At 41.0% G+C, this 24,432-nt stretch carries 17 protein-coding genes; 10 read left to right on the top strand and 7 right to left on the bottom strand.

Translation table 11 applies throughout. The features are described 5' to 3' along the window. Nucleotides 1-14: 14 nt before the first annotated feature. Both AN390_RS10460 and AN390_RS10455 read left to right on the top strand, forming a co-directional pair. Entirely contained in the window at nt 15-1,238 is a 1,224-nt protein-coding gene (locus tag AN390_RS10460; RefSeq protein WP_004587189.1) for a NupC/NupG family nucleoside CNT transporter, read from the top strand. 354 nt (nt 1,239-1,592) lie between these two features. Beyond that, entirely contained in the window at nt 1,593-2,294 is a 702-nt protein-coding gene (locus tag AN390_RS10455; RefSeq protein ID WP_055254351.1) for an ABC transporter substrate-binding protein, read from the top strand. Between the two features lie 96 nt (nt 2,295-2,390). Here the strand turns inward: AN390_RS10455 and AN390_RS19635 are convergent, their stop codons facing one another. Together AN390_RS19635 and AN390_RS10445 are read right to left on the bottom strand one after the other, a co-directional pair. Further along, nucleotides 2,391-3,071, bottom strand: a complete 681-nt coding sequence (locus tag AN390_RS19635) for an ABC transporter substrate-binding protein (RefSeq protein ID WP_095206752.1) — start codon at nt 3,069-3,071, stop codon at nt 2,391-2,393. 196 nt (nt 3,072-3,267) lie between these two features. Next, nucleotides 3,268-3,477: a cold-shock protein gene (locus AN390_RS10445; protein ID WP_004587186.1), complete on the bottom strand. Its 210-nt coding sequence runs from the start codon at nt 3,475-3,477 to the stop codon at nt 3,268-3,270. A 557-nt stretch (nt 3,478-4,034) separates the two neighbouring features. On the opposite strand from AN390_RS10445, the gene AN390_RS10440 reads away from it, so the two are divergent. The 3 genes from AN390_RS10440 (at nt 4,035) to AN390_RS10430 (ending at nt 8,979) form a co-directional block, all read left to right on the top strand. Further along, complete coding sequence (locus tag AN390_RS10440) at nt 4,035-5,831, top strand: glycoside hydrolase family 3 protein (protein ID WP_055254349.1); 1,797 nt, start codon at nt 4,035-4,037, stop codon at nt 5,829-5,831. Nucleotides 5,832-5,850: 19 nt separating this feature from the next. After that, on the top strand, nt 5,851-6,585 hold the full coding sequence (locus tag AN390_RS10435; protein ID WP_055254347.1) for a 5-oxoprolinase subunit PxpA: 735 nt from the start codon (nt 5,851-5,853) through the stop codon (nt 6,583-6,585). A 357-nt stretch (nt 6,586-6,942) separates the two neighbouring features. Beyond that, complete coding sequence (locus AN390_RS10430; protein WP_055254346.1) at nt 6,943-8,979, top strand: S9 family peptidase; 2,037 nt, start codon at nt 6,943-6,945, stop codon at nt 8,977-8,979. A 487-nt stretch (nt 8,980-9,466) separates the two neighbouring features. On the opposite strand, the gene AN390_RS10425 is transcribed toward AN390_RS10430, so the two are convergent. Further along, nucleotides 9,467-11,068 carry an isocitrate lyase gene (locus AN390_RS10425; RefSeq protein WP_004587182.1) on the bottom strand — a complete coding sequence of 534 codons (1,602 nt, stop codon included), beginning with the start codon at nt 11,066-11,068 and terminating at the stop codon, nt 9,467-9,469. A 236-nt stretch (nt 11,069-11,304) separates the two neighbouring features. Here AN390_RS10425 and AN390_RS10420 point away from each other — a divergent pair, with 236 nt between their 5' ends. Then, the gene (locus AN390_RS10420) at nt 11,305-13,497 is read left to right on the top strand and encodes a malate synthase G (protein ID WP_055254344.1); all 2,193 of its coding nucleotides are present in this window, start codon (nt 11,305-11,307) and stop codon (nt 13,495-13,497) included. Nucleotides 13,498-13,763: 266 nt separating this feature from the next. On the opposite strand, the gene AN390_RS10415 is transcribed toward AN390_RS10420, so the two are convergent. From AN390_RS10415 to AN390_RS10400, 4 genes are all read right to left on the bottom strand, one after another. Continuing rightward, nucleotides 13,764-14,489, bottom strand: a complete 726-nt coding sequence (locus tag AN390_RS10415) for a YebC/PmpR family DNA-binding transcriptional regulator (protein WP_024032996.1) — start codon at nt 14,487-14,489, stop codon at nt 13,764-13,766. A gap of 178 nt (nt 14,490-14,667) precedes the next feature. Continuing rightward, nucleotides 14,668-15,285: an HAD family hydrolase gene (locus AN390_RS10410; protein ID WP_004588262.1), complete on the bottom strand. Its 618-nt coding sequence runs from the start codon at nt 15,283-15,285 to the stop codon at nt 14,668-14,670. Between the two features lie 257 nt (nt 15,286-15,542). After that, the gene (locus AN390_RS10405; RefSeq protein WP_004588263.1) at nt 15,543-16,034 is read right to left on the bottom strand and encodes a DUF6702 family protein; all 492 of its coding nucleotides are present in this window, start codon (nt 16,032-16,034) and stop codon (nt 15,543-15,545) included. Further along, the gene (locus AN390_RS10400) at nt 16,034-18,469 is read right to left on the bottom strand and encodes a M1 family metallopeptidase (RefSeq protein ID WP_024032997.1); all 2,436 of its coding nucleotides are present in this window, start codon (nt 18,467-18,469) and stop codon (nt 16,034-16,036) included. The genes AN390_RS10405 and AN390_RS10400 overlap by 1 nt, the downstream gene beginning before the upstream one ends. Nucleotides 18,470-18,851: 382 nt before the next feature. Here AN390_RS10400 and AN390_RS10395 point away from each other — a divergent pair, with 382 nt between their 5' ends. The 4 genes from AN390_RS10395 (at nt 18,852) to AN390_RS10380 (ending at nt 24,432) form a co-directional block, all read left to right on the top strand. After that, on the top strand, nt 18,852-19,088 hold the full coding sequence (locus AN390_RS10395; RefSeq protein WP_004588265.1) for a hypothetical protein: 237 nt from the start codon (nt 18,852-18,854) through the stop codon (nt 19,086-19,088). Nucleotides 19,089-19,223: 135 nt separating this feature from the next. Beyond that, nucleotides 19,224-19,460 carry a hypothetical protein gene (locus AN390_RS10390; protein ID WP_004588266.1) on the top strand — a complete coding sequence of 79 codons (237 nt, stop codon included), beginning with the start codon at nt 19,224-19,226 and terminating at the stop codon, nt 19,458-19,460. A 77-nt stretch (nt 19,461-19,537) separates the two neighbouring features. Next, nucleotides 19,538-20,785, top strand: coding sequence for an exonuclease SbcCD subunit D C-terminal domain-containing protein (locus AN390_RS10385; protein ID WP_055254342.1), 1,248 nt, complete (start codon nt 19,538-19,540; stop codon nt 20,783-20,785). Beyond that, the gene (locus tag AN390_RS10380) at nt 20,782-24,432 is read left to right on the top strand and encodes an AAA family ATPase (RefSeq protein WP_055254340.1); all 3,651 of its coding nucleotides are present in this window, start codon (nt 20,782-20,784) and stop codon (nt 24,430-24,432) included. Before AN390_RS10385 ends, AN390_RS10380 begins: the two co-directional genes overlap by 4 nt.

Below are 24,432 nucleotides of genomic sequence, written 5' to 3'. Positions count from 1 at the left end.
CGGGAAACATCTGTATGACAACATTTATGAGCTTAGTAGGCATGTTTGTACTACTAAGTATTGCTTTTGCGGCTTCGACTAATCGTAAAGCAATAAACTTACGCACCGTAGCGATAGCCTTTGCTATGCAAGTAGTTATTGGTGGGTTTGTACTGTTTTTTGAAGCAGGTAAAAATGTGTTAGCAAGTATGTCTAGTGCCGTCTCTTCGGTAATTAGCTTTGCAAACGACGGGATTGGGTTTTTATTTGGCCCACTTGCATCGCAAGATACACTCGGTTTTATTTTTGCTATTCAAGTTTTACCGGTCATTGTGTTTTTCTCAGCACTTGTTGCTGTGCTTTATCACATTGGCATTATGGATTGGATAATTAAAATTCTGGGCGGCGGTTTACAAAAACTATTGAAAACCTCGCGCACAGAATCGCTCTCAGCAACGGCTAATATATTTGTAGGCCAAACTGAAGCACCCTTAATTGTTAAGCCGTTTATAGCAACCATGACTAAGTCTGAGTTGTTTGCAGTAATGGTAGGTGGCTTAGCCACGGTAGCAGGCTCTGTAATGGCAGGTTACGTAATTATTGGTGTAGAGCTTAAGTATTTAATTGCCGCCAGCTTTATGGCTGCACCAGGTGGGTTTTTAATGGCCAAAATGATTGTGCCAGAGACCGAAACACCTAAAGATACGCTTGCTGATTTAGACACCGATGAAGACAAGCCAGTTAATGTTATTGATGCAGCAGCATCAGGCGCAGCCAACGGCATGCATTTAGCGCTAAATGTGGGCGCAATGCTATTAGCTTTCGTAGCATTAATAGCATTATTAAACGGTTTACTAGGCGGTATTGGTGGGTGGTTTGATTACCCTACTTTAACGCTACAAGAAATTTTAGGTTATGTATTTGCTCCTGTTGCATGGTTACTTGGCGTACCGTGGGATGAGGCAATCATAGCTGGTAGTTTTATTGGTCAAAAGTTAGTAGTAAATGAGTTTGTTGCTTACTTAGACTTTATAAATTATCGCGATACGTTAAGTGCGCACACTCAAGCAATTGTAACATTTGCGTTATGTGGGTTTGCTAATCTATCGTCGATAGCTATTTTACTAGGTGGATTAGGCGGTATGGCGCCTAGTCGGCGAAAGGATATCGCACGCTTAGGGCTCAGAGCAGTGTTAGCAGGATCTATGGCTAACCTTATGAGCGCAGCAATTGCTGGGTTTTTCCTCTCGCTAGCTTAGAAACTTAATGAGATGAACACCGGTGTTGCAAAACAAGAAGATAGTACTTTAAGGGGTTAAAGCACTATCTGACTTGAACGATACTTCACCAAGGGCCGCAAGGCCCTTTTATCGTTTTAAGGCCCTTATAAATATATTCTTCCTGTTAAAAACAACTTTCTCTTTCTTACCTTTAAGTACATATACGCGCATGGCTTTTTATATTTTTGCGATAAATTTGCATTATTGAAAAGTGGTAAATTATAAATTTTAGGCCACACTTAGGTTTATCCTAATGTAACCTACTGTTTTATTGATGTTCTACCTTTAAGCACACTCATAAAATAGCCGCTGTTGATAAGTCGATTTATATAAATGCGTAAACTTTTATTAGTATTGTTGTTTGTTTTTTTTAATAGCTACGCAAGCTCAGACCCTCTTTTAGTTGTCACGGAACTCTCGCCGCCCGATCAAATACTTGTTGATGGAAAAGTGACAGGCAAAGGCACTGAGTTTATAAGGGCTATTTTTGCAAAGGCGAACCTAACGCCCGATATACAAATGTACCCATGGGCGCGAGCATTTAGACTTGCCAGCACTATCCAAAACACCTTTATTTACACCATAGCGCGCACAAAAGGGCGAGAAAACAACTTTCATTGGATAGGCCCAGTTTCACATTTTGAGCTTGCTTTTGTTGCGCTTAAAGAGCGTGACGACATAATTATTAACAATACTGAGGAAGCAAAAAAATACAAAATAGCGATGCAACGTAACGACTTTTCTACTGATATATTAACCAACTTGGGTTTTGAAGTTGTGCTAACCACCGATATACAAAAATCGTATGCGTTACTGGTTGCCAAAAAAGTAGACTTAATTGTTGATGACCCCGAACTAATACATCAAATAAGTCAGTATTTGCCCACCCCTGACGCTGAATTTAAAGCCATATATAATGTAGAAGAACTCAAGGTAGATGCCTATTTGGCAGCAAATAAAAACACCGATATGCGCTATATAAACGCGCTACAAAAAGCCTTTTACACACTTAAAAATACCCAAGGGCTACCCTAGCACCGAAGCTAAACCTTGCTTATTTAAGCGCAATTTTAACGCTTAGTTACGTTAATTAGTGCCTAAGTAATAAAGTCTAAAATAGGGGCTTAGTGATTAATTATTGCTATATGGCGCTATGAACGAATCGAGACTGCGCTCTTGTTTTAGCACTTTAAAGGCACGTTGAAAGCGATCTACTATGTGCTGCGGCACCGCTTTATTAAACGCTAAATAATTATCTTTAAGGTCGTTACTTACAGGTAGCTCAGTAAGTTGCTCTACATCAAGTAAGCTCACGTTATAAGGCTTTAATTGGTTATAAATAACGTGTTCGGAGCCTAAAATAAGATCTATTTTATTGTTTATAAAAAGCTGAATATATTGTTGCTCTTCACCAAACGTCATTAAGTTTTGCCCATTTACAAACCCTATTTTTTTGACCAATGATTGATATATATCTCCCCTTACCATGCCTAACGAATAAAGAGTGGTGTCGTTAAGGGTATTTACAGTGACATCAGGACGGCTTTTTAACTTATAAAAATAAGTTCGTGCAGTAGTTAACGGGCCAAGCCAATTAAATAAAGGAATTCGGTTAGTATGTTGCGCCATTGAAAAAATGGCTGAATAAGGCTTTTTATGCACAAGCATTGCGGCACGCTTCCAAGGCATGACTTTAAAGTCGCACTCTACTTCTGCTTTAATACACAGTGCGTTGACTATATCGTAGTTAGCGCCAACAAGTTGGCCGTGCTCGTTTATAAAATTATAAGGTGCAAACTGATCTGTATAAATAACTAACTTAAAATGGTTTGCATAAGTAAACGTGCTAAAGAAGAAACAAGCAATAAAAGGAAAGAGTTTTAGAATAACCGCACCACTACATTAATTTATATTATTAAATGATAGATGGCGCTATTTTACAGTCAAATTTTAGACACAAAAAAAGCGCCTTAAGCGCTTTTTTTTATTTTTACTTTAAAAGTAAAAATTATAACGGAGTGATGTTATCCGCTTGAGGACCTTTTTGACCTTGTGAAAGAGTGAACTCTACACGTTGGCCTTCAGCTAAAGTTTTGAAACCTTCGCTTTTGATTGCTGAGAAATGTGCGAAAACGTCTGGGCCGTTTTCTTGCTCGATGAAACCAAAACCTTTAGACTCGTTGAACCACTTAACTGTACCTGATACGATGTTAGACATTGTAATATCCTGATATAAAAATAAAAAATATGCTCATAAGAGCGGGTGTAGCAAAAAATGAGATGGTACTTAAAAACTTCAGGACGGTACTACAAGTATTACTTATACAACAACGAAATGGAGATTTATAAATTACATGCTTTCTTTCTAGCTGCGGCCTACTATATAGAGTTAACTATTTATGTCAAGCCTTTATAGTAATGCAGGCAATAAATAGTGTTTGTGCTTAGCCTTTAATAACTCCCGTGGCTAGCCTATAGCTTAACCCCTGCGCGGCTTTAATAGTTAACTGGCCAATTAAAACAATGAACTATTTAATCTTTAGTTTTTAAAACGGCGGCAGTGAGTACAGCTAATTTAACACCTACTCACCATTTAGATAAAACGTATTCAGCCATGATACACGCCTTACAATTTACCCTGTGTATACAAACAGCTGCACTTTGCAGTTGTACACAAAAATAGATAAGCTACTGCCACTTATCTATTTAGCGTTGGAGTGTGTTTTGCTAAATAAATGCTTTATTTCGTCTGTTGTTTTTTTATCTGGGTGTTTAATGCCATTACAATCTTCTTTTGCTAAGCCTACACTGTCTCTTGAACAACAATTGGGGCAAAAACTAATACTCGATTTACGCTATTTTTGTCAGCAAGGGTCAAGCAAACAATGCAGAACACCGGTTACTACCCTACCTGATGAACTAGCAGCGGCCATTGCTAAGCATAATATTGGTGGTGTAATTTTATTTTCTGAAAACACCCAATCTATTGAGCAAACCATTACCCTTAATAGCCAATTACAAACTGCGGCGAGTAAATCAAGCTCAAAGCTGCCGTTATTTATTTCGATAGACCAAGAAGGCGGCCGAGTAGCGCGTTTACCTCGCGATGTTGCCACTTCATTTACTGGTAATATGTCTATTGGTGCAACCTATAAAAAGTATGACACTCAATACGCAACCCAAACTGCCACTGTTATAGCTAAAGAGCTAAATTCGTTAGGTATTAATGTTAACTATGCCCCTACGGTAGATGTAAACATGAACCCCGATAACCCGGTAATTAATGTTCGCTCGTTTGGCGAAAACCCAGCGCTTGTCAGTAAATTAGGCGCAGCACAAGTGGCAGGATTTGAGAGCAACGGCGTTATTACATCGTTAAAGCATTTCCCAGGGCACGGCGATACCAACGTAGACAGCCACACAGGGTTACCACAAGTAAATCACTCCAAAGAAGACATATACCAACAAGACTTAGCTCCCTTTAAACACATAATTGCCACGCAAAACCCAGGCATGATTATGACGGCGCATATTCAATACCCACAACTCGATAATAGTACGTTTGTAAGTGTTGATGGCAAAAGCATGATAAAACCCGCCACTATGTCGCGTACTATAATTACTGACATTTTAAGAGGGGAGTTAAATTATCAAGGTGTGGTGGTAACCGACGCTTTAGATATGGCTGGCATTAGTCATTTTTTCACCCCAACCCAAGCGGTAATCAATACCTTTGCAGCAGGCGTTGACCTAGCGCTTATGCCAATAGAGATCAGAACACCGGCTGATTTAAACGCACTCGACAAACTTATGGATGAATTAGTCGCATCGGTTAATAATAAACAACTCAGTAAAGACGAAGTGGCTCAATCGGCTGCGCGTATAACCGCTTTAAAAAATAAATTTAAATTAACCACACAGCTAGACCCATTAAGCACTTTGGCTAAAGCAAAAGATATTATTGGCTCTCAAGCACATCGCAAAATAGAAGCTGAGCTTGCCGTAAATGCTATTACTGAGGTTAAAAATAACAATAATGCATTGCCTCTTAATTTAAGCAAAGGGCAACACATCCATATTATTATGCCCGATACCCGAAAATGCATGGCCATGCAGCAAGCGCTTAGCGCTATAAGTAATGCGGCGCTTAAATATAGTTGCAGTAGTTTACAAGGGTTTGACCCTGTAAAGGCGCATAGCTTAATTAAAAATGCAGATGTGGTTATTGCAGGCAACGCTACGCCTAATCAAAGCGCTGTAGAGATTGGAGGAATGGATGATTTGAAAGACGACCCTCGCTTTGCACTCAATACCGCTGAGCAACCTAAAGCGCTGTCATCATTACTGGATATAGCTGCATCAGTGAATAAAAAAACAATATTTATAAGTTTACGTGCCCCCTACGACATAGCGCAGTTTGGCAGCAGAGCTAATGCAGTTCTTGCTTCTTATGCGTATAATATAGATTCAGATAAAAACAATGCTGTTGCGGGGCCTGCGTTTACAGCGCTTGCTAAGGTATTGTTAGGCAGTGCACACGCTCATGGCGTACTGCCAGTTACCATAAAATAATAATAACAAGGGATAAAAAATGAAACTTAATTGCGATTTAGGCGAAAGCTTTGGCGCATGGAAAATGGGATTAGATGATGAGGTAATGCCTCATATTGATATGGCAAATATTGCGTGTGGTTTTCATGGTGGAGACCCAGATGTAATAGCCGATACGTTGTATTTAGCAAAGCAGCACAATGTACAAATAGGTGCGCACCCAAGTTACCCCGACCAACAAGGTTTTGGCAGGCGCTCTATGGCCCTTAGCGCGCAAGAACTGACCAATTGCTTACATTACCAAATTGCTGCCCTTGATGGCATGGCTAAAGTACAAGGCTTAACACTTAGCTATGTTAAGCCACATGGTGCTTTATATAACGACATGATGAAAAACGATCATATTTTACAAACAGTTATTACTGCCATAGCGCACTACCCTGCACCATTAAAGCTTATGCTACTAGCCACAAAAGACTCTGCAAAACACACCTTTGCTGCCAATAGTTTAGGTGTAGATCTTATTTTAGAAGCCTTTGCTGATAGGCAATATACAGACGAAGGGCATTTAGTATCTCGCCACCTTGATGGCAGCGTTCACGACAAGCCAGCACTTTTAGCACAAGTAAAACAGCTATTAACCGACGGCTGTGTAACCACTCGCTCAGGAAACACCCTGAACTTAAATGCCAACAGTTTGTGCGTGCATGGCGATAACGCAGCCGGTATAGCTCTTATTAAAGAAATTCAATCACTGTGTGCATCAGCAACCTAACCTTGCTTTTAACTCGTTATTAAGCCTCAAGCTATAAAACGCATGTTTACTTTAAAAACTACTTAGCTGTAAAGGGGCTTTACAGCTTTAACCTCCATTTAGTCCAATCATGTACAACCTAATATCGCTTTAAAAGAGCGCAACAACACAGCACAGTAACAAAGCATAAGTAACACAGCGCTGAAATACATGGCGCTGCATATAAAAAATTTAACGCAGTAAGCCCGCTATTTATTACTCTAAAATAACCATGTTTTACTTAAACCGGTATTAAATTATAGTTTCACCGCATCGCGCTTTTCATCCCTTCCCTACTGACATATAACTACATATACAAAAACCAAACAGGGAATACAAATGAAAACGCTTTTAGCACTTAGTTTAAGTAGCAGTTTATTACTTGGTAGTAGCCAGTTAGCTTTTGCAAAGGACAACATATTACAGCTACAAGATGTGTTTAATCTTGAATACGCCAATCAAATTGATATAACAGACGATGGTAAAACGGTGTACTTTGTACGTAACCGTATGGATATAAAAACGGACCGCAAAGTCAGTAACATTTGGTCAGTTGATTATAAAACTAAACAACTGCAACCGCTTACCTCGGGCGTTCATATGGATCACTCCCCGGTACTATCGCCAGATGGACAACGCCTTGCGTTTATATCTAACCGCGATGGCAGCAGCCAAATTTATATGAAATGGCTTAAAACAGGTGCTGTAACAAAAATTAGTAACCTAACCAGCAGCCCACGCGCAATTACCTGGCATCCCGACTCTCAGCAGCTTATTTTTAGTATGTTTGTACCAAGTAGCAGTGCACCACCTATTAACTTACCTGGTAAGCCTAAAGGCGCTACATGGGCAGAGCCAGCAAAATTTATAGACGATGTATACTACCGCGCCGACGGAGGCGGTTATAGCCAAAAAGGATTTAGTCAATTATTTGCAATAGATGCAAATGGCGGCAATGCAAAGCAGCTCACACATGATGAGTTTAATAACGCCGGCGAAGTAAGCTTTAGTAAAAACGGCAATAGCCTTTATTTTTCGGCCAATCGGCATGAGCAAAATCAACTAAAGCCCACTAATAGTGAAATATACCAGCTTGATTTAAGCACCTTAAAAATTGCTGCCATTACCAATAGAAACGGCCCTGACCAACAACCTAAAGTATCTCCCGATGGGCGTTACTTGGCCTTTACAGGATATGATGATAAACGCACCAATTACGAAAACACGCAGCTTTATATTCGTGATTTAAAAACGGGCGATACAAAAAGCCTAACCCCTAATTTTGATAGAAGTGTGGGGCAAATTAAATGGAGTGCCAATTCAAAAGGGGTTTACTTTAGCTACGCAGACGAAGGCCAAACCGCCCTTGCCTACCAACCACGCAGTGGTAAGCGTAAAGTGCTCACCGAGCAAATAGGTAGCGTTGCGTTTGGTCGTCCTTATTCGGGCGGCGATTTTGATGTAAGCGAAGATGGCGAAATTGCTTTTACACTTGCCGATACTCAGCGCCCTGCAGATATAGCCACTATAAAACGAGGCAAAGCTCGTCGCCTCACTACACTCAATGCCGATGCGTTAGACGATAAAGAACTTGCCAACGTAGAAGAAATTTGGCTTAAATCGAGCCACGACCAGCTGCCAATTCAAGGTTGGATTGCATACCCACCTGGGTTTGATAAATCAAAAAAATACCCACTTGTATTAGAAATTCATGGCGGCCCTGTGGCCAATTATGGCCCTCACTTTAGTACCGAGGTGCAATTATTTGCAGCCCAAGGGAACGTGGTTTTATACATGAACCCTCGAGGCAGTGACTCATACGGTAAAACGTTTGCCCAAACAATTCATCATAATTACCCAAGTAACGATTTTGACGATTTAATGACCGGCGTTGATGCACTAATAGCGAAAGGCTTTATTGATGAGTCTAAACTATTTGTAACAGGTGGCTCTGGCGGTGGTGTATTAACCGCATGGATTGTAGGGCACACCGACAGGTTTGCAGCAGCGGTGGTGGCTAAACCCGTTATTAATTGGATCAGCTTTGTACTAACTGCCGACTTTTATCCATTTTTTGCCGCTTACTGGTTCCCAGGAAAACCTTGGGATCATATTGAGCACTATATGAAACGCTCACCTATTAGCTATGTAGGTAACGTAACAACGCCCACTATGCTTTTAACAGGGGAGGCAGATTACCGTACCCCTATTTCTGAAACCGAGCAGTTTTATCAAGCCCTTAAGTTGCAAGGTGTTGATACCGCCATGGTGCGTATTCCTAATGCATCACACGGTATTACAGCGCGCCCTTCTAATTTAATGACTAAGGTGGCTTACATTCAATGGTGGTTTGATAAACACTCAAACAAAAAATAAGCTCCGTGTTTAGGTTTAAAAATAGCCACACCTAAGTGGCTTTTTTTGTAATTACCCACGCTTAGGTTAATTAATGCCAAACTGTAAACCCCCTTTACAGTTTTGTTCTTATCCATATCGGACTTAGGCGTTTTTCAGTTAGTAAAATTTCGGTTTATTGTAAATTTAATCGCTTGAGTTGGTAAAAAATCGGTTTGAGCCACTGTTTATAAGCACTCAGTTAGTAAAAAATTGTTTTATAAAGGCACCAGGTTAGTAAAATTTCGGTTTATTATTTTACTTATACTTAGTAAAACAGCTAAAAACAGCCTTTTAATAGGGGGATTTTGCACTTTAAAGCGGCTTTACAGTAAAAAAGCAGCCATATAGCTGTACTTAATATCTACCTAGTTAAATTGTGATCCAAACTAAATTCAACCGAGTCCGATTTATATTAATACAATAAAAAAAGGGCCTTACGGCCCTTGAGTAACACTATCTAGAAAAGTTAAAACTGGTTCATGGTGTTGTCTTCACCACCGGCTTTAAGTGCGTTTTCACCAGAGAAGTACTCTTTGTGCGTATCGCCAATATTAGACCCGGCTAAATCTTGGTGCTTAACTGAGGCTTGTTCGCGGCGAATTTCTTGGCGTTGTACATCACGTACATAAGCAAGCATGCCCATATCACCAAAGTAACCTTCTGATAAAATATCGGTGCTTAGTGCAGCCGTATGGTATGTAGGCAGTGTAATTAAGTGATGGAAAATACCCGCTTCACGTGCACCATCGCGCTGGAAGTTTTGCACTAATACATCCGCTTCAGCAGCAAGCTCTGTATCGTCCATTTCTGGCGCCATTAGGCCTTTATTATCACCAAGGCTTGGGTAAGCGCTCAAATCGCGACCCGCTTCTTGCCACTCTTGGTACACTTGCTCGCGGAACTTAAGCGTCCAGTTGAATGACGGCGAATTGTTATAAACAAGCTTAGCATCAGGTACTTGCTCTTTAACGCGATTTACTAGCTCTGCAATTTGCTTAACATGCGGTTTTTCGGTTTCAATCCACAATAAATCAGCGCCCGATTGTAAGCTTGTTACACAATCTAGTACTACGCGGTCTTTTTCAGTGCCTTCGCGGAACTGGTATAATCCGTTTTCTAAACGCGTTGGCTTACATAATTGGCCATTAATTTTCATTGCCGTATCGCCTTCGTTTAAATCATCTACACCGTTAATAGGTGTGGTTTCTAAAAACGCGTTGTACTGGCTAGCTAAGTCTCCTGGCGTTTGAGACACAGGCACTTTTTGCGTAAGGCTTGCACCTAATGAGTCGGTACGCGCAACAATAATACCGTTATCAATACCGAGTTCTAAAAACGCGTAACGTACAGCGTTAATTTTTGCTAAAAAATCTTCGTGCGGTACAGTTACTTTACCTGCTTGGTGGCCACATTGTTTAGCGTCAGACACTTGGTTTTCTATTTGAATGGCACACGCACCTGCTTCAATCATCTTTTTAGCAAGTAGGTAGGTTGCTTCTTCGTTACCAAAACCAGCATCAATATCGGCAATAATAGGCACTACATGCGTCTCAAAATTATCAATTTTATCAAGCACCGCTTGCACATCGCCGCCATTGGCTTTCGCTTCGTCTAGATCATTAAATAAGTGGTCTAGTTCACGGGCATCGGCTTGTTTTAAAAATGTATAAATCTCTTCGATAAGCGCAGGCACTGAGGTTTTTTCGTGCATGCTTTGATCCGGTAACGGGCCAAATGCAGAGCGAAGTGCAGCAACCATCCAACCACTTAAGTAAACATAACTGCGCTTAGTTGTTTTTTGATGACGCTTTATTGCCATCATCATTTGTTGCGCAGTAAAACCATGCCAACAACCTAAAGACTGTGTGTATTGGCTGGTGTCTTTATCGTAAGCGGCCATATCTTCTCGCATTACATCTGCGGTGTATTGTGCAATTTCAATCCCTGTACGAAAACGGTTTTGTAAACGCATGCGGCTTGCATATTCAGGGTTAATGGCTTTCCATGCGCTACCTTGAGATTGGCAAAGTGTTGCTAGAGTATCGGTTTCACGTGTGTATGTTGTCATAATAAAATCCTTCGAACGGGTCTATAAATTATTTAAATTATTGTGAGAGTGGCAAGGAGTGTGTGCTCCGTATCGCTTAATTCAACATTAGGCTTATTTTTTAGATTTAGTAAATTTATAGTTGTTATTACCGCTATATTTTTTGTGAATGGCTAAAAAGCACGCACTGAGCCTTTTTTGCGTTATTGTTGCTTTAACGCACACAACAACACCGCGACCGTTTAAGGAAGGTAAATATGGCACACACTCTCACACACTCAGGGCTAAGCGTAGATACACAGCTCGCCAACTTTGTAAAAACACAGCTACTCCCAGGCACTCATTTATCTGAGCAGCAATTTTGGCAAAGCTTTGCAAACATAGTACAAACGCTTACCCCGAAAAATAACGCTCTTTTAGCTAAGCGCGAGCAGCTACAACAACAAATAGATGACTACCATAAAACAAATAAAACGTGGGATAGCGCGCAGTACCAAGCGTTTTTAACAGACATTGGCTACCTAGTACCAGAGCCTGCAGACTTTGCCATTGAAACGCAAAATGTAGAGCCCGAAATAGCACTCAGCGCAGGCCCTCAGCTTGTTGTGCCTGTTAGCAACGCACGTTTTGCGCTTAATGCGGCTAACGCGCGCTGGGGTTCGTTATACGATGCGCTGTACGGCACCGACGTATTAAGTGAAGACGACGGCGCTGAAAAAGGCACTACGTATAATCCAGTTCGTGGTTTTAAAGTAATGGCGTATGCGCGCCAATTTTTAGATAAAGCCCTGCCCCTTAAAAATGGCTCACACATAGAAAGCACCAACTACTCAATTGTTGAAGGCGTCTTGTCTATCACCCTAAGAGACAGCTCGCATACTCAATTAAAAAACCCTGAGCAACTTATTGGCTACCAAGGCGAAGCGCAAAACCCAAGTGCTATTTTATTAAAAAACAATGGCCTGCATGTCGAGCTGCAAATAGACCATCACCACCCTATCGGCCAAGCCGACAAAGCAGGATTAAAAGATGTTTTGCTTGAAGCTGCACTAACAACCATTATGGATTGCGAAGACTCTGTTGCCGCAGTAGATGCCGAGGATAAAGTACAAGTTTACAAAAACTGGCTGGGGTTAATGCAAGGTAACTTGGTTGAATCGTTTAAAAAAGGCGATAAAACCATAGAGCGTACTTTACAAAGCGATAGACAATATACAGCCCTTGATGGCAGTAGCCTTACGCTTAAAGGCCGAAGCATGATGTTTGTCCGTAATGTAGGCCACTTAATGACAAACCCTGCTATTACTGACATTTACGGCCAACCCGTATTTGAGGGCATTATGGATGCGATGTTTAGCGCAACCGCAGCCCTGCACGATTTAAATAAAAAAACAGGCATTAAAAACACCAGTGCGCAAAGCATCAATATTGTAAAACCCAAAATGCATGGCCCTGAAGAAGTTGCTTTTACAAATACGCTTTTTAGCATGGTAGAAGAAGCGCTTAGCTTGCCAAAAAACACCCTAAAAATGGGGATTATGGATGAAGAGCGCCGTACTTCAGTCAATTTAAAAGCCTGTATACACGCAGCCAAAGCGCGCGCGGTGTTTATAAATACTGGCTTTTTAGACCGCACGGGCGATGAAATTCATACCTCTATGCACGCAGGGGTCGCTTTGCCAAAAGCCGCTATTAAAGCTCAGCCGTGGATCAAAGCGTACGAAGACCGTAACGTTGATACAGGCCTTGCCTGCGGCCTAAGCGGTAAAGCACAAATAGGTAAAGGTATGTGGCCTATGCCAGATAAAATGGCACTTATGATGGAGCAAAAGCTTGCTCATGTGCAATCTGGCGCTAATACCGCGTGGGTGCCCTCGCCTACCGCAGCCACTTTGCACGCTATGCATTATCACGATGTAGATGTATTTACCGAGCAAAAAGAAATAGCCAAACGAGGTATGGCAAGCCTTACTGATTTACTTACACCGCCTTTAATGGCACAGCCGCAAACGCTCAGTAAAGAAGATATTCAAAGTGAGCTTGAGAACAATGCACAAGGCATTTTAGGCTACGTAGTACGCTGGATAGACCAAGGTATTGGCTGCTCAAAAGTGCCTGATATTAACCACATAGGCTTAATGGAAGACAGAGCAACCTTGCGTATTTCAAGTCAACATATGGCAAACTGGCTACAGCATGGGGTGTGTACTCAACAACAAATAGAGTCGATTATGGCTAAAATGGCTAAAGTGGTTGATGGCCAAAATGAGCACGACAGCGCGTACAAGCCAATGGCACAAAGCGACGAGTCACTTAAAAATAGTATTGCTTATCAAGCCGCTTTAGCGCTTGTATTAGAAGGTGCTAAGCAGCCAAGTGGCTACACCGAGCCCCTATTACACAGTTACCGCTTAAAATATAAAGCAAAATACCATAACCTAGCTGAATAGTTAACATTAGTTTAACAGCAAAAAAGCGCGTTTTGCCTACACAAAACGCGCTTTTTGTTTATTAGGGCGTGTTGATCTTTGCAGATTGAAATTTGTTCAACCTAGGCAGAACCCAAAAGGGCAGCGTATGTTTGGCATTTATGCTACGTTATCGCATAGGCTCTGCCTTGCCTAAAAACCAAACATACTGCTGCAAATTCAAGCGCCAAAGGTCAACACGCCCTAGTACCGTTATTTATTTAGTGCTCACTGTACCTAGCGCTAAATTAATTTTTAATTATTGCATTGTGATACACGTTTTGAACGTCATCACAGTCTTCAAGCATGTTGATGAACTTGTCAAAATTAGCAATAACTTCTTCATCTTCAATTTCTACATGCACTTGCGGAACAAACGTAATTTCATCTACTTCAAAGTTAATCCCTTCAAAGTTTTCCTCAAGCGCTGTTTTCGCTTTATAGTACTCAGTATGGGGTGCAAATACCGACACTTTACCATTTTCAACTTCAACGTCGGTTACATCAACGTCAGCCATCATTAGTGCTTCAAGTACCACTTCGTCATCGTCACCGGCAAAACCAAGTACAGCAAGGTGATCAAACATATGTGCAACACAGCCCGGTGTACCAATTTTTGAATCTGTTTTGGTAAACGGTAAACGTACATCTTTAATTGTACGATTTGGGTTGTCGGTTAAGCAATCAACAATAACCATGCAGTTACCTGGGCCATAGCCTTCGTAACGCGCGGGCGAATAATCTTCCCCTGCCCCACCGGCTGCTTTTTCAATTGCTTTTTCTATTACGTGAGCAGGAACCTGGTCTTTTTTTGCTTTTTCTATTAGACGACGCAGTGATTGATTGACATCGGGGTCTGGTTCGCCATTTTTAGCGGCAACATAAATTTCTTTACCGTACTTTGAGTTAACTTTAGTTTTTGCGTTGGCTGTTTTAGCCATCGAGCTCTTACGGACTTCAAATGCTCTGCCCATCTTGTGCCTCTAATCAATACGTTAATTTTGCCATATTTTACCAACTCAAACCCTATTGGGCTAGGGTCTGTTGAACTTTACAAACTGAATTTAAAACAACCTATATGCTAAATAAATAAGGCCGAGCCTATGCAAATAATACAGAAGTAATTACACAAAAATAAAAGTTAATTGCAATTTAACATAACTCTACTTTTTGTGAGTAACTTTCGACTAAAGTAACTAACTCGGTAAATTCACGTAAAACGTAATCAGCTTGGTCGGCATAAATAGGCACCGCGTTTGGCGCGTACAAACAAGCGCGCATATTTGCATTATGTGCTGCTTGAATGTCGTATAAAAAATCCCCTACGTATAACAAGTTGCTGGCGTTTATATTCCAAAGCGTGGCAATTGCATTTAAGGCACTGGGATCGGGTTTGGCTGGGGCATCGCTACGGGTTAATACCGTTTCGATAGGTAGCGGGTTATTTTGTAGCTTTATTGCTGCCGCTTTATCAAAATTGCGGGTAACAATAGCCATAGGAATATTTTTAACTTTAAGGGCGTTAACGGCTTCGGTTACGCCTGGCAATATAGTGGCAAACTGAGCGTCTTGCAGCTCGTGCTGATGCACTATATTCATCGCTTCTTCACGCATGTAGGGCGATGGAAGCTGGGCAATATAATCAAGTAGGTCTTGCTCGCATGGGCAACCTATTTGTGCTTTTATAAGAGAGAAATCTAACTCAGACGATACTAAAGTGCCATCTAAATCAAATATAACTCCTTGAATAGCCTCTACTTGAGCTTTCATATCATTCCTTGAATGGGGTAAAAATCAATACAACATGTGTACACATAATGACTCTACTTCATGAGAATAATTTAGCAAATGTTTATCAAACAAATTATTAGAAAAGTATTCACTTATCTATTACTTAGCCTTATAAACACCAATTAATTACTAAAATTCTACGAACAGCTAGTAATAACAGATCAAAAATGAACACAGCATAAACAAATGGAGAATACGCGCACATAAACTGCAGTGCGCGTAGGTTGGGGAAGTACTTATTGCTCGAACTTAGCCTCGAGCCAGGTATCGTTTTGGGTAAAGTGAAGGGTTTTAATCTTGCCTTTACCTTCTACGTTTACCATATTTACTTGAGAAGGCCATAAGTCACGCAGTGCGCCGTTACTCATTTTTATGCCTTCAATCCCTTTTGGGATAGGAGCTTCTTGATATACCCAAAAAAACTTTCCATCAATTTGCGCACCGACTTGGCTAAGCGTTAATGGCTTACCCTTTAAGGTTTGCAGCGCAACATGCGACTCAACATACTCTACAAAACGTTGTTGGTCGGCCTTGTTGCTGATGATATCGGCTTTTCCATTAAATAAATGCGCTACAGCATGCTCAGTATCATGTAAATAAAAGCGATGCATAAGCTCAATATTGTTAGTACGTTTATTAAAAAGCACCGTAGTAACCGATGACTTTAGTTGATGCGCCATACTTGGCGCAGCAACTAAAAGGCAAACAATAATAAGCAAAAAGCGCATTATTGTTGCTCCTCACCATCTTTTTTCTCGTCTTTTTTAAGCTCAGTTTTAATGTCTTGCATAATATCTCGACTTACTTTCGCTTTACTCTTTTTCTTTTTATACACTTCAATACGTGAAGGAATAATACGACGAGGGTAGTTGTTGTTCTCAACATCTACATCAGCTGTTTCCCAGCGAGGGTCAACGCTCACCGATACCAATGGCTTATTTTTATCTGTAACAATAAGCTTTTGTACATTTTTGTGATTACGGCGCCAAATTTCAGCCGGAATGTAACGCTCTTCGGTTGTGCCATCTTCATAAGTTAGCTCTAATAAAATAGGCATTACCAAGCCACCTAGATTTGAAAACTCCATAACATAGTAGTTTTTATCTTCTTCAAGCGCGCGATCTAGCGTTTTACGCTCCCACGGCTCTAAGCCTTTTAAAAACTTGTTGTACGCGTTACGTTCTTTATTGGTAACAGTAAAGCGGTCGTTTTCGTCGTAAAAGTCGGTAATATCTGGATTTTTTTCAACCCAAGTTTGCTTACCTTCTTCACGGTTGCGCTTAACAAATAGTGATGTTGGTTTGTCTGCTTCTATATCGCGTAAGCGTTTAAAGTCAATATCAGGGTTTTTAGTATCTAAACGTAATTGATACACTTTATCTAACGAGATATCTACATGGTCGGTGCTGTAAAACCAGCCGCGCCAAAACCAATCTAAATCAACACCCGAGGCTTCTTCCATGGTACGGAAAAAATCTGCTGGAGTAGGGCGCTTGTATTTCCAGCGCTGTGCGTACTCTTTAAAAGCAAAGTCGAATAAGTCACGGCCTAAAATAACTTCACGTAATATATTAAGTGCCGCAGCTGGTTTAGTATAAGCATTAGGGCCTAAACGAAGTACGCTGTCTGACTGCGTCATAATAGGTACTTGGTTTTGCGATTTCATGTAGCTTACAATATCGCGCGGCTCAACACCCCACGGTATAGTTGGGTCCCATTCACGCCCTGCAACGCCATCTAAAAAGCTATTTAAACCTTCATCCATCCAGGTCCATTGGCGCTCATCAGAGTTTACAATCATAGGGAAGTAAATATGGCCAACTTCATGAATAACCACACCAATTAAAAAGCGTTTTTCAGCTTGAGAATAAGTACGCGAACCATCATCTTGCAGCTCTGTACGTGGGCCATTAAAAGTGATCATTGGGTATTCCATACCACCTACAGGGCCATTTACCGATTGCGCTACAGGGTATGGGTAGTCAAATGAATAGCGAGAGTACACTTCCATCGTATGTACTACAGATTCAGTTGAATACTTTTTCCATAAATCGCCACCCTCTTTAGGGTAAAACGACATAGCCATCACTAAAGGTTGTTCATCGCCACCTTGCTGATAGCCCTTTGCATCCCACATAAATTTACGCGACGACGCCCACGCAAAGTCACGCACATTTTCTGCTTTAAAGTGCCACGTCTTTGTTTTATCGGTACCTTGTTTTTCGTTTTCTAACGCTTCTTCTTCAGTAACAATAAATACAGGGCGTTTTGCTGTTTCAGCTTTTTCTAAGCGGTTACGCTGCGTGCGAGTAAGCACTTTGCTTGCGTTATCTAACTTACCTGTTGCCGATACAATATGATCAGCAGGTACAGTAATTTCTACATCGTAATCACCAAACTCAAGCGTAAACTCACCACGGCCTAAAAACGGCTTGTTTGTCCATGCTTCGTAATCGGTGTACGCAGCTAAACGCGGAAACCACTGCGCAAGTAAAAATATATCGTTGCCATCTTCTTCAAAGTGCTCGTAACCAGAACGTGCACCTACGGCATCTTCTTCAACAATGTTAAAAGCAAAGTTCATACTAAACTCAGCTTCTTTGCCAGGTTTTAGCGGCTCGTTTAAATCTATACGCATTAGCGTATCAACAACAGTAACGCGCAGTTCATCGCCATTGTCATCTTTTACATTGCTAATTGTATAGCCTAGCTCGTTGTCGCTCATAAATTGTTGACGACGTAGCTCACCTAAACTTAATTTAGCCGGCTTTTGTGCAGGTAAACTATTTAGCGTGCTTTTAAACGTTTTTGTGGTTTCGGCAATTGAGTCGCTTTTAAAAATATTTTGATCTAACTGTAACCACAAATATTTAAGTGTATGCGGCGAGTTATTTTTATACTCAATGCTTTGGCTTGCTGTTAAGCGGCGCTTTTTTTCATCAAGCTTTACATCTATGTCGTAATTAACACGTTGCTGCCAGTATTTTTCGCCTGGCTCACCTGCGGCACTACGATAAACATTTGGGGTAGGAAGCGCTTCGTCTAACTGGCGAAACTTATCAACGAATGAGCCTTTAGTTTGCTCAACGGATGACGCTAACACAGCGCTCGACATTGCCAAAGGCAACACAAACGCGCTTAGCGTAAGAACTGTTTTTTTCATTATGAGTCCTAGTGGAATTTTGTGAGCGTACTTTGACAAAGTTACTATTTTTGTTCAATTAATTAGCGACCAACCGCCCATTAAACACGGTAATATTCACGTTGTTTTAACATGGTTTTTGAATCAGTAAATTAAGCCGCTTTTAAAACTGTAAAGGGGGTTTACACTTTACAGCTAGTTGATGTGTATTAATTAAGGTACAAACACAGTATTCATAAGGGTTCAGGCCTAATTCATGCCATTAGCTTAGGATTAAATTAAGGTGCAAAAATATGTTGGTTTAATTGAGCTTAAATTTATAGCGTTAGCAGTGTTTACACGGTTTAAATGCGCTCAGGTTCAATACAAATTAAGCCGCATATTTAAACTAAAGGAGCCCGATATGAAATTTTACATTGTAAAAAAAGATCATCAGCTCGAAGCTATCCCTGCTGATAAAGACTTACTAGAGCGCTACGAATCTAACCAATATTCGTATGTTAATGTGGTGTCGGCATGCAATAAGCAAGATGCACTAAAACGCCTATCTACTGAACAAAAACACAGTAAAAAGTGGCTAATAATTGGCGCAAATATTGCCGTGATCTCACTAATATTAACTATTTATACGATAAATTAAAAATAGTGAAATTTTAGGTTGATATTTAGTGCATTTTATATTTAAAATCGCCCACTTTTTTTATTTGAGCATAATAAAATCGTTACAATTATTCTCAAATATGTACTTATTACCAGTAAGCAATGTGGTGGGTGTATGGATTTTTATATCCTAAAAAAACAACAAGAGCTAATAGCCATTCCAGCAAATCAGCAAAGTTGTAAGCAGTATCTAGACTCAGGTTATTTTTATATTGATAAAGTAGCCGCCTGTAACGAAACGAATGCCATAAAAGCATTGCAAGCAAAGCAAACTAAAAGTTTAAAAATGCCGCTAGGTATGGCTTTGTTAGCGCTTCCTGTCATTATTATTGCTATATATAGTTTTACCTAAACTAAAGCCCTCCCGAGGCTTGCATCTTTACTTGCCTTGGGTATATTGGCGCTCTTATGGTTTTTTAAGAGCGCGATATGAAAGTTCTCCACACCTCAGATTGGCACCTAGGCCAACAATTTTATGAACATGACCGCCGTGATGAGCACGCTGCATTTTTTACTTGGCTACTTAGCACCCTTGTAGAGCAACACATAGATATACTTTTAGTTGCAGGCGACATTTATCATACAGCCACACCCAGTGCCAGCGCCGAAAACCAACTTTACCAATTTATAAAAGATGCTAAAAAGCGTTGCCCGCAATTGCATGTAGTTATTATTGCCGGCAACCACGACTCAGCAAATCGTATATTAGCGGCGCAGCCATTACTTGCTCAGTTTGACACCCATGTAGTGGGGCGCTTTGAAGTAACCGACCCAGCCAATACCGTGATTGAAATAAATACGCAAAATAAACGCGCTGTAATCGTCGCTATGCCTTTTTTACGTACCAGCGATATAAGTTCACTTAGTCATACTAAAAACGGCCCTAGTTACGCACAAGGCGTTGAAAAAGCCTATCAGCTTGCTCTTGATCACGCCTATAGCATTAACACGCAAAATTCGCCGTTAATTGTAATGGGGCACTTACATGCCAAAGGCGGTGATATTTCAAGTGACTCAGAACGTAATTTAGTGATTGGTGGGGAGGAGTCTATTTCGGCCAATGTATTTGGTAACAAGGCAGACTACGTAGCACTGGGGCATTTACACAAAGCGCAGCAAGTCGCTAAAAAAGACGTTATTCGGTACAGCGGTACGCCTATTCCTATGTCGTTTTCAGAGCGTAACTACACGCACCAAGTTAATATAGTAGAATTTAAAAGTGATGAAAAACAAACTATTAGCACATCTGTAAACCCCCTTTACATTCCACGCTCTGCTGAAGTGATTATTTTACCAAAAGGGGAGTGCGTGCCATTAAGCGACTTATGCGAGCAAATTAAAGCGCTCGGTACATCACAACATACTATTGCCCCTTATTTACGCGTAAAACTTAAATCAAGTGATACCGACACCACCTTTAGAGAACAAATAGAGCAAGCACTTGAGGGTAAACACGTAAAATTTTGTGGCATTGAGCGGGTACGAGAACAAACCACAACAAGCGATAACAGCGCCGTATTTGAAGATTTAAGCGAAATTGAAATGCTCAACCCATTAAACTTATTAGAACAAGCCTTTGCAAACGACAAAGATATGGCCGGCCAAGCTGTACCTGATGAGCTAAAAACACTGTTAAGCGATGTAATTAGTGAGCTGACGGAGCAAGAGCAACTATGAAAATAACCGCAGTTCGTATTCATAACTTAGCCTCAATAGTCGATGCTGAAATCGACTTTACTCAAGCTCCACTAAAAGATGCGGGCTTGTTTGCTATAACCGGCGACACAGGCGCAGGTAAAAGCACTTTTTTAGATGCTATTTGTTTAGCGCTTTATACTAAAACAGCACGCTTAAAAGGCGATAAAGGCAATTTAATTGATTTTAACGGCGACAGTATAAAGCTAAACGATGCGCGTAACTTACTGCGCAGAGGCAAATGGGAAGGCTTTGCTGAAGTTGATTTTGTTGGCCAAGACAAACAATTATACCGCGCACGCTACGTTATTACCCGTACCCACAAAAAGGCAACAGGCAAGTTAAAAGTAGCTGAGCATACGTTATTAACCCTGCCCGATGAAACCCTAATAGCCGATAAAAGCCAAACCATAAAAGAAGTAGAGAACAAAATAGGGCTAAGCTTTGATCAGTTTTCGCGTGCGGTATTATTAGCACAGCACGAGTTTGCAGCCTTTTTAAAAGCCACAGGCGATGAACGCGCACAACTTTTAGAATGTTTAACCGGCACCGATAAATTTAGCTTAATAGGTAAACGTATTTTTGAGCGTAATAAAGCGCTAAAAGATCAATATGAATTACTTAATGCAAGCCTTGCAAGCTATACCTTGTTAAGCGATGACGAATTAAGTGCTAAACAAACCCTGCGCGATGAGTTACTTAAAAAAATTGAGCAAACTAAAAAAACGCATGCAGCAACAGAGCAAAACTTAAATTGGTATAAGCAAGCAGCTAGCTTATCGCAGGCACTAGAACACGCAATAAAGCAGCAACAACACGCGCAACAACAGCTTGATGCAATAGCAAAGCAAAGTGAGCAAGCTAAACAAGCACAAAGCGCCCTTGAAATAAAAGACAACCGCAAACGTCATGAGTACTTAACGGCGCAAAACAAAGCACTTAGTACGCAAATAAGCGATTTAAAAGCGATTGACCATGCTGCGCTTATAAAAGAGCAGGCCGCAACACTTACAACAAAGCAAAGCGAGTTAAAAACAGCGCAAGAGAAAAAGCAAACGGCAGAGCCAATTATTGCAAAAGCCCGCGAGCTCGACAGCCAACTTGCTATACACGCACAAACAATTACAAGCCTGACTCAGCAAAGCGAAAAAGAGCAGCAGCAACTTAGCGAATTACAAACGCAGTGCACGCAAAGCCAACATGCACTTGATGAGGCAAACAAACTCAGCACTGGGCATCAAACGTGGTTAAACGAGCACACGCAGCTTAAACCATTGGCTAATGATTGGAATTATTACCAACATAGCTTTAATACGTATTTAAGTGCCAATGAGCAAATAAAGGCAACCGCTTCGCAAAACCAACTGCTGTTAGAAGAGCAAACTAAACAAGCGGCACTATTAGCAGAGCAAACTAAAAAAGTAGAGTTGCAAGAGCAACAACTTGCGCATCAACAAAAAGATCTTAACCAGCTAAGTGAGCAACAACGCCAATTTAATATTGAACAATGCGATAGCAAACTTAAAAATATTGAATATTTAAAAGATCAGCGCTTGCGCTACCAGCAGTTTAATCAAGAAATAAAACACAGCACACAACAACAAGCGGCGGTTGCGGCCAAGCTTGTACACAGTGAGCAAACGCAAACAACATTGCAACAAAGCTTAGCCTCTTGCGAGCAAGCACTTAAACACAGGGAATACGCATTAAACCAAGCTCGCCTGCGTGCCAGCGAAAACGTAGAGCATTTACGCTCGCAGCTTACCCCTAACGAGCCATGTGTAGTGTGCGGGGCAAAAGAGCACCCGTATGCAAGCAGCCAAAACCCGCAATTAACTAACCTAATAGCCGATTTTGAAACAAGTTATAACCAAGCTAAGCAGCAACACGATAGCGCCCAAGCTAAGCTGCATCAGCACCAAACTCAACATGCTGTACTTGTCACTGAGCACGCTCAATACAGCCAAGCTATACAGAGCGCACAGGCAAAGCAGCTAGAAATTAAAACAACAATGCAAGGGGCACGTACAGAGCTTAACGACTTAACAGCACAGCAGCTTGATGAAACATACGCCCAACTCAGCAGTCAAAAATCGCACTATTTTGAATCGCAAAAACAGCAAACAGCTCTGCAAGAAAAAGTAAATCAGCTAATAAGTAACTTAAAAACCGAGCAACATACACAGCAGCAATTGCATAATCAGCATGTTGAATTAACCAATAAGCTTGGCCAAATAAACACTAAACATGCAGAGCTAAATACGCAAGTTAACGAGCTTACCAGCACCCTTAACGCACAGTTTGAGCACAGTGACTTCTGGAAGCAATTGCAAAACAACACGCTTAATATGAGCGATTTAAGCCAGCAAGTTGAGCAGTACCAGCAAACACAGGTTCAGCTTGAGCAAAGTCAAAAACAAATAGACAGCGCTAATCAGCAATTACAGCAACTCACACCGTTAATTGCTAAAAGTGAGCAAGCGCTTAAAGTTTTAAAAGACGATTTAGCCAAAGCGCAACAACTGCAAAACACCACACGCACAGAGCGCCTTGCTTTATTTAACAACGAGCCACTAAGTGCCGATGATTATCAAGCAAAACTTAATGCGCAGCTTGAGCTGTGCCAAAAGGCATTACATACAAGCCAACAAGCCCACGACAGCGCAATTAAAAAACGCGATGAGCACGCTATAACACTCAAAAATATTGAGCAGCGCTTGGCAGAGCAAATTCAAGAGCAAAGTACACTTGAAGAGCGCTACAATGCCTGGTTTAACGACTTTAAAGCGCAGTATAGCGAGGCAAATCACGAACAGATCGCTATTTTACTAACTCTCACTAGCGAGCAAATAAAAGAGCAATTAATGCAGTTTGAGCAGCGTTTAGCAGCACTTACAGACGCAAATGCAGCGCTTAAGCAACAGCAAAAGGCGCAAACAGATCACCAAAATACTAACAAGCCCGAAAAAAGCGAAAGCCAATTAGCAGAGCAAGAAACGTCCTTAGCCAATGAACAAACTGAGCTACAAAATAGTTTGCTTGGCACTAATACCGCGCTTGAGCAACACAATCAAAACGCCAAAGCACTTAAAGGCAAACACGCTGAACTTGCTACCCTTAAAAAGCAGGTAGAGCAGTGGCACGTACTTAATAAAGTATTAGGGGATGCAACCGGTAAAACCATGCGTAACTTAGCGCAAACACAAACCCTTAAAATATTGCTGCATTATGCTAACAGCCATTTAAAAACCCTCAATAAACGCTACGAGCTCACTGCCATTGCGCAATCGCTCGATATAGCCATTATTGACCGCGATATGGCCGACGAACAACGCTCTGTTAATACGCTCTCTGGTGGTGAATCATTTTTAGTATCACTAGCACTGGCTTTAGGGCTTGCATCGCTTTCTTCAAACAAAGTGCAAATCAACTCTTTGTTTATTGACGAAGGGTTTGGTACGTTAGATAGCGAAACACTCAGCGTTGCTATGGACGCACTCGACTCATTACAAGCACAAGGCCGTAAAGTAGGGGTTATATCGCATGTGAGTGAAATGAGTGAACGCGTAGCCACGCAAGTACATGTAAGTAAAAAAAGTGGTGGATACTCCACTGTTGAAGTCTTATGA

Source organism: Pseudoalteromonas sp. P1-11, assembly GCF_001399995.1.
GTDB classification, from domain to species: domain Bacteria; phylum Pseudomonadota; class Gammaproteobacteria; order Enterobacterales; family Alteromonadaceae; genus Pseudoalteromonas; species Pseudoalteromonas atlantica.
This window is presented reverse-complemented; position numbering and strand designations above follow the sequence as displayed.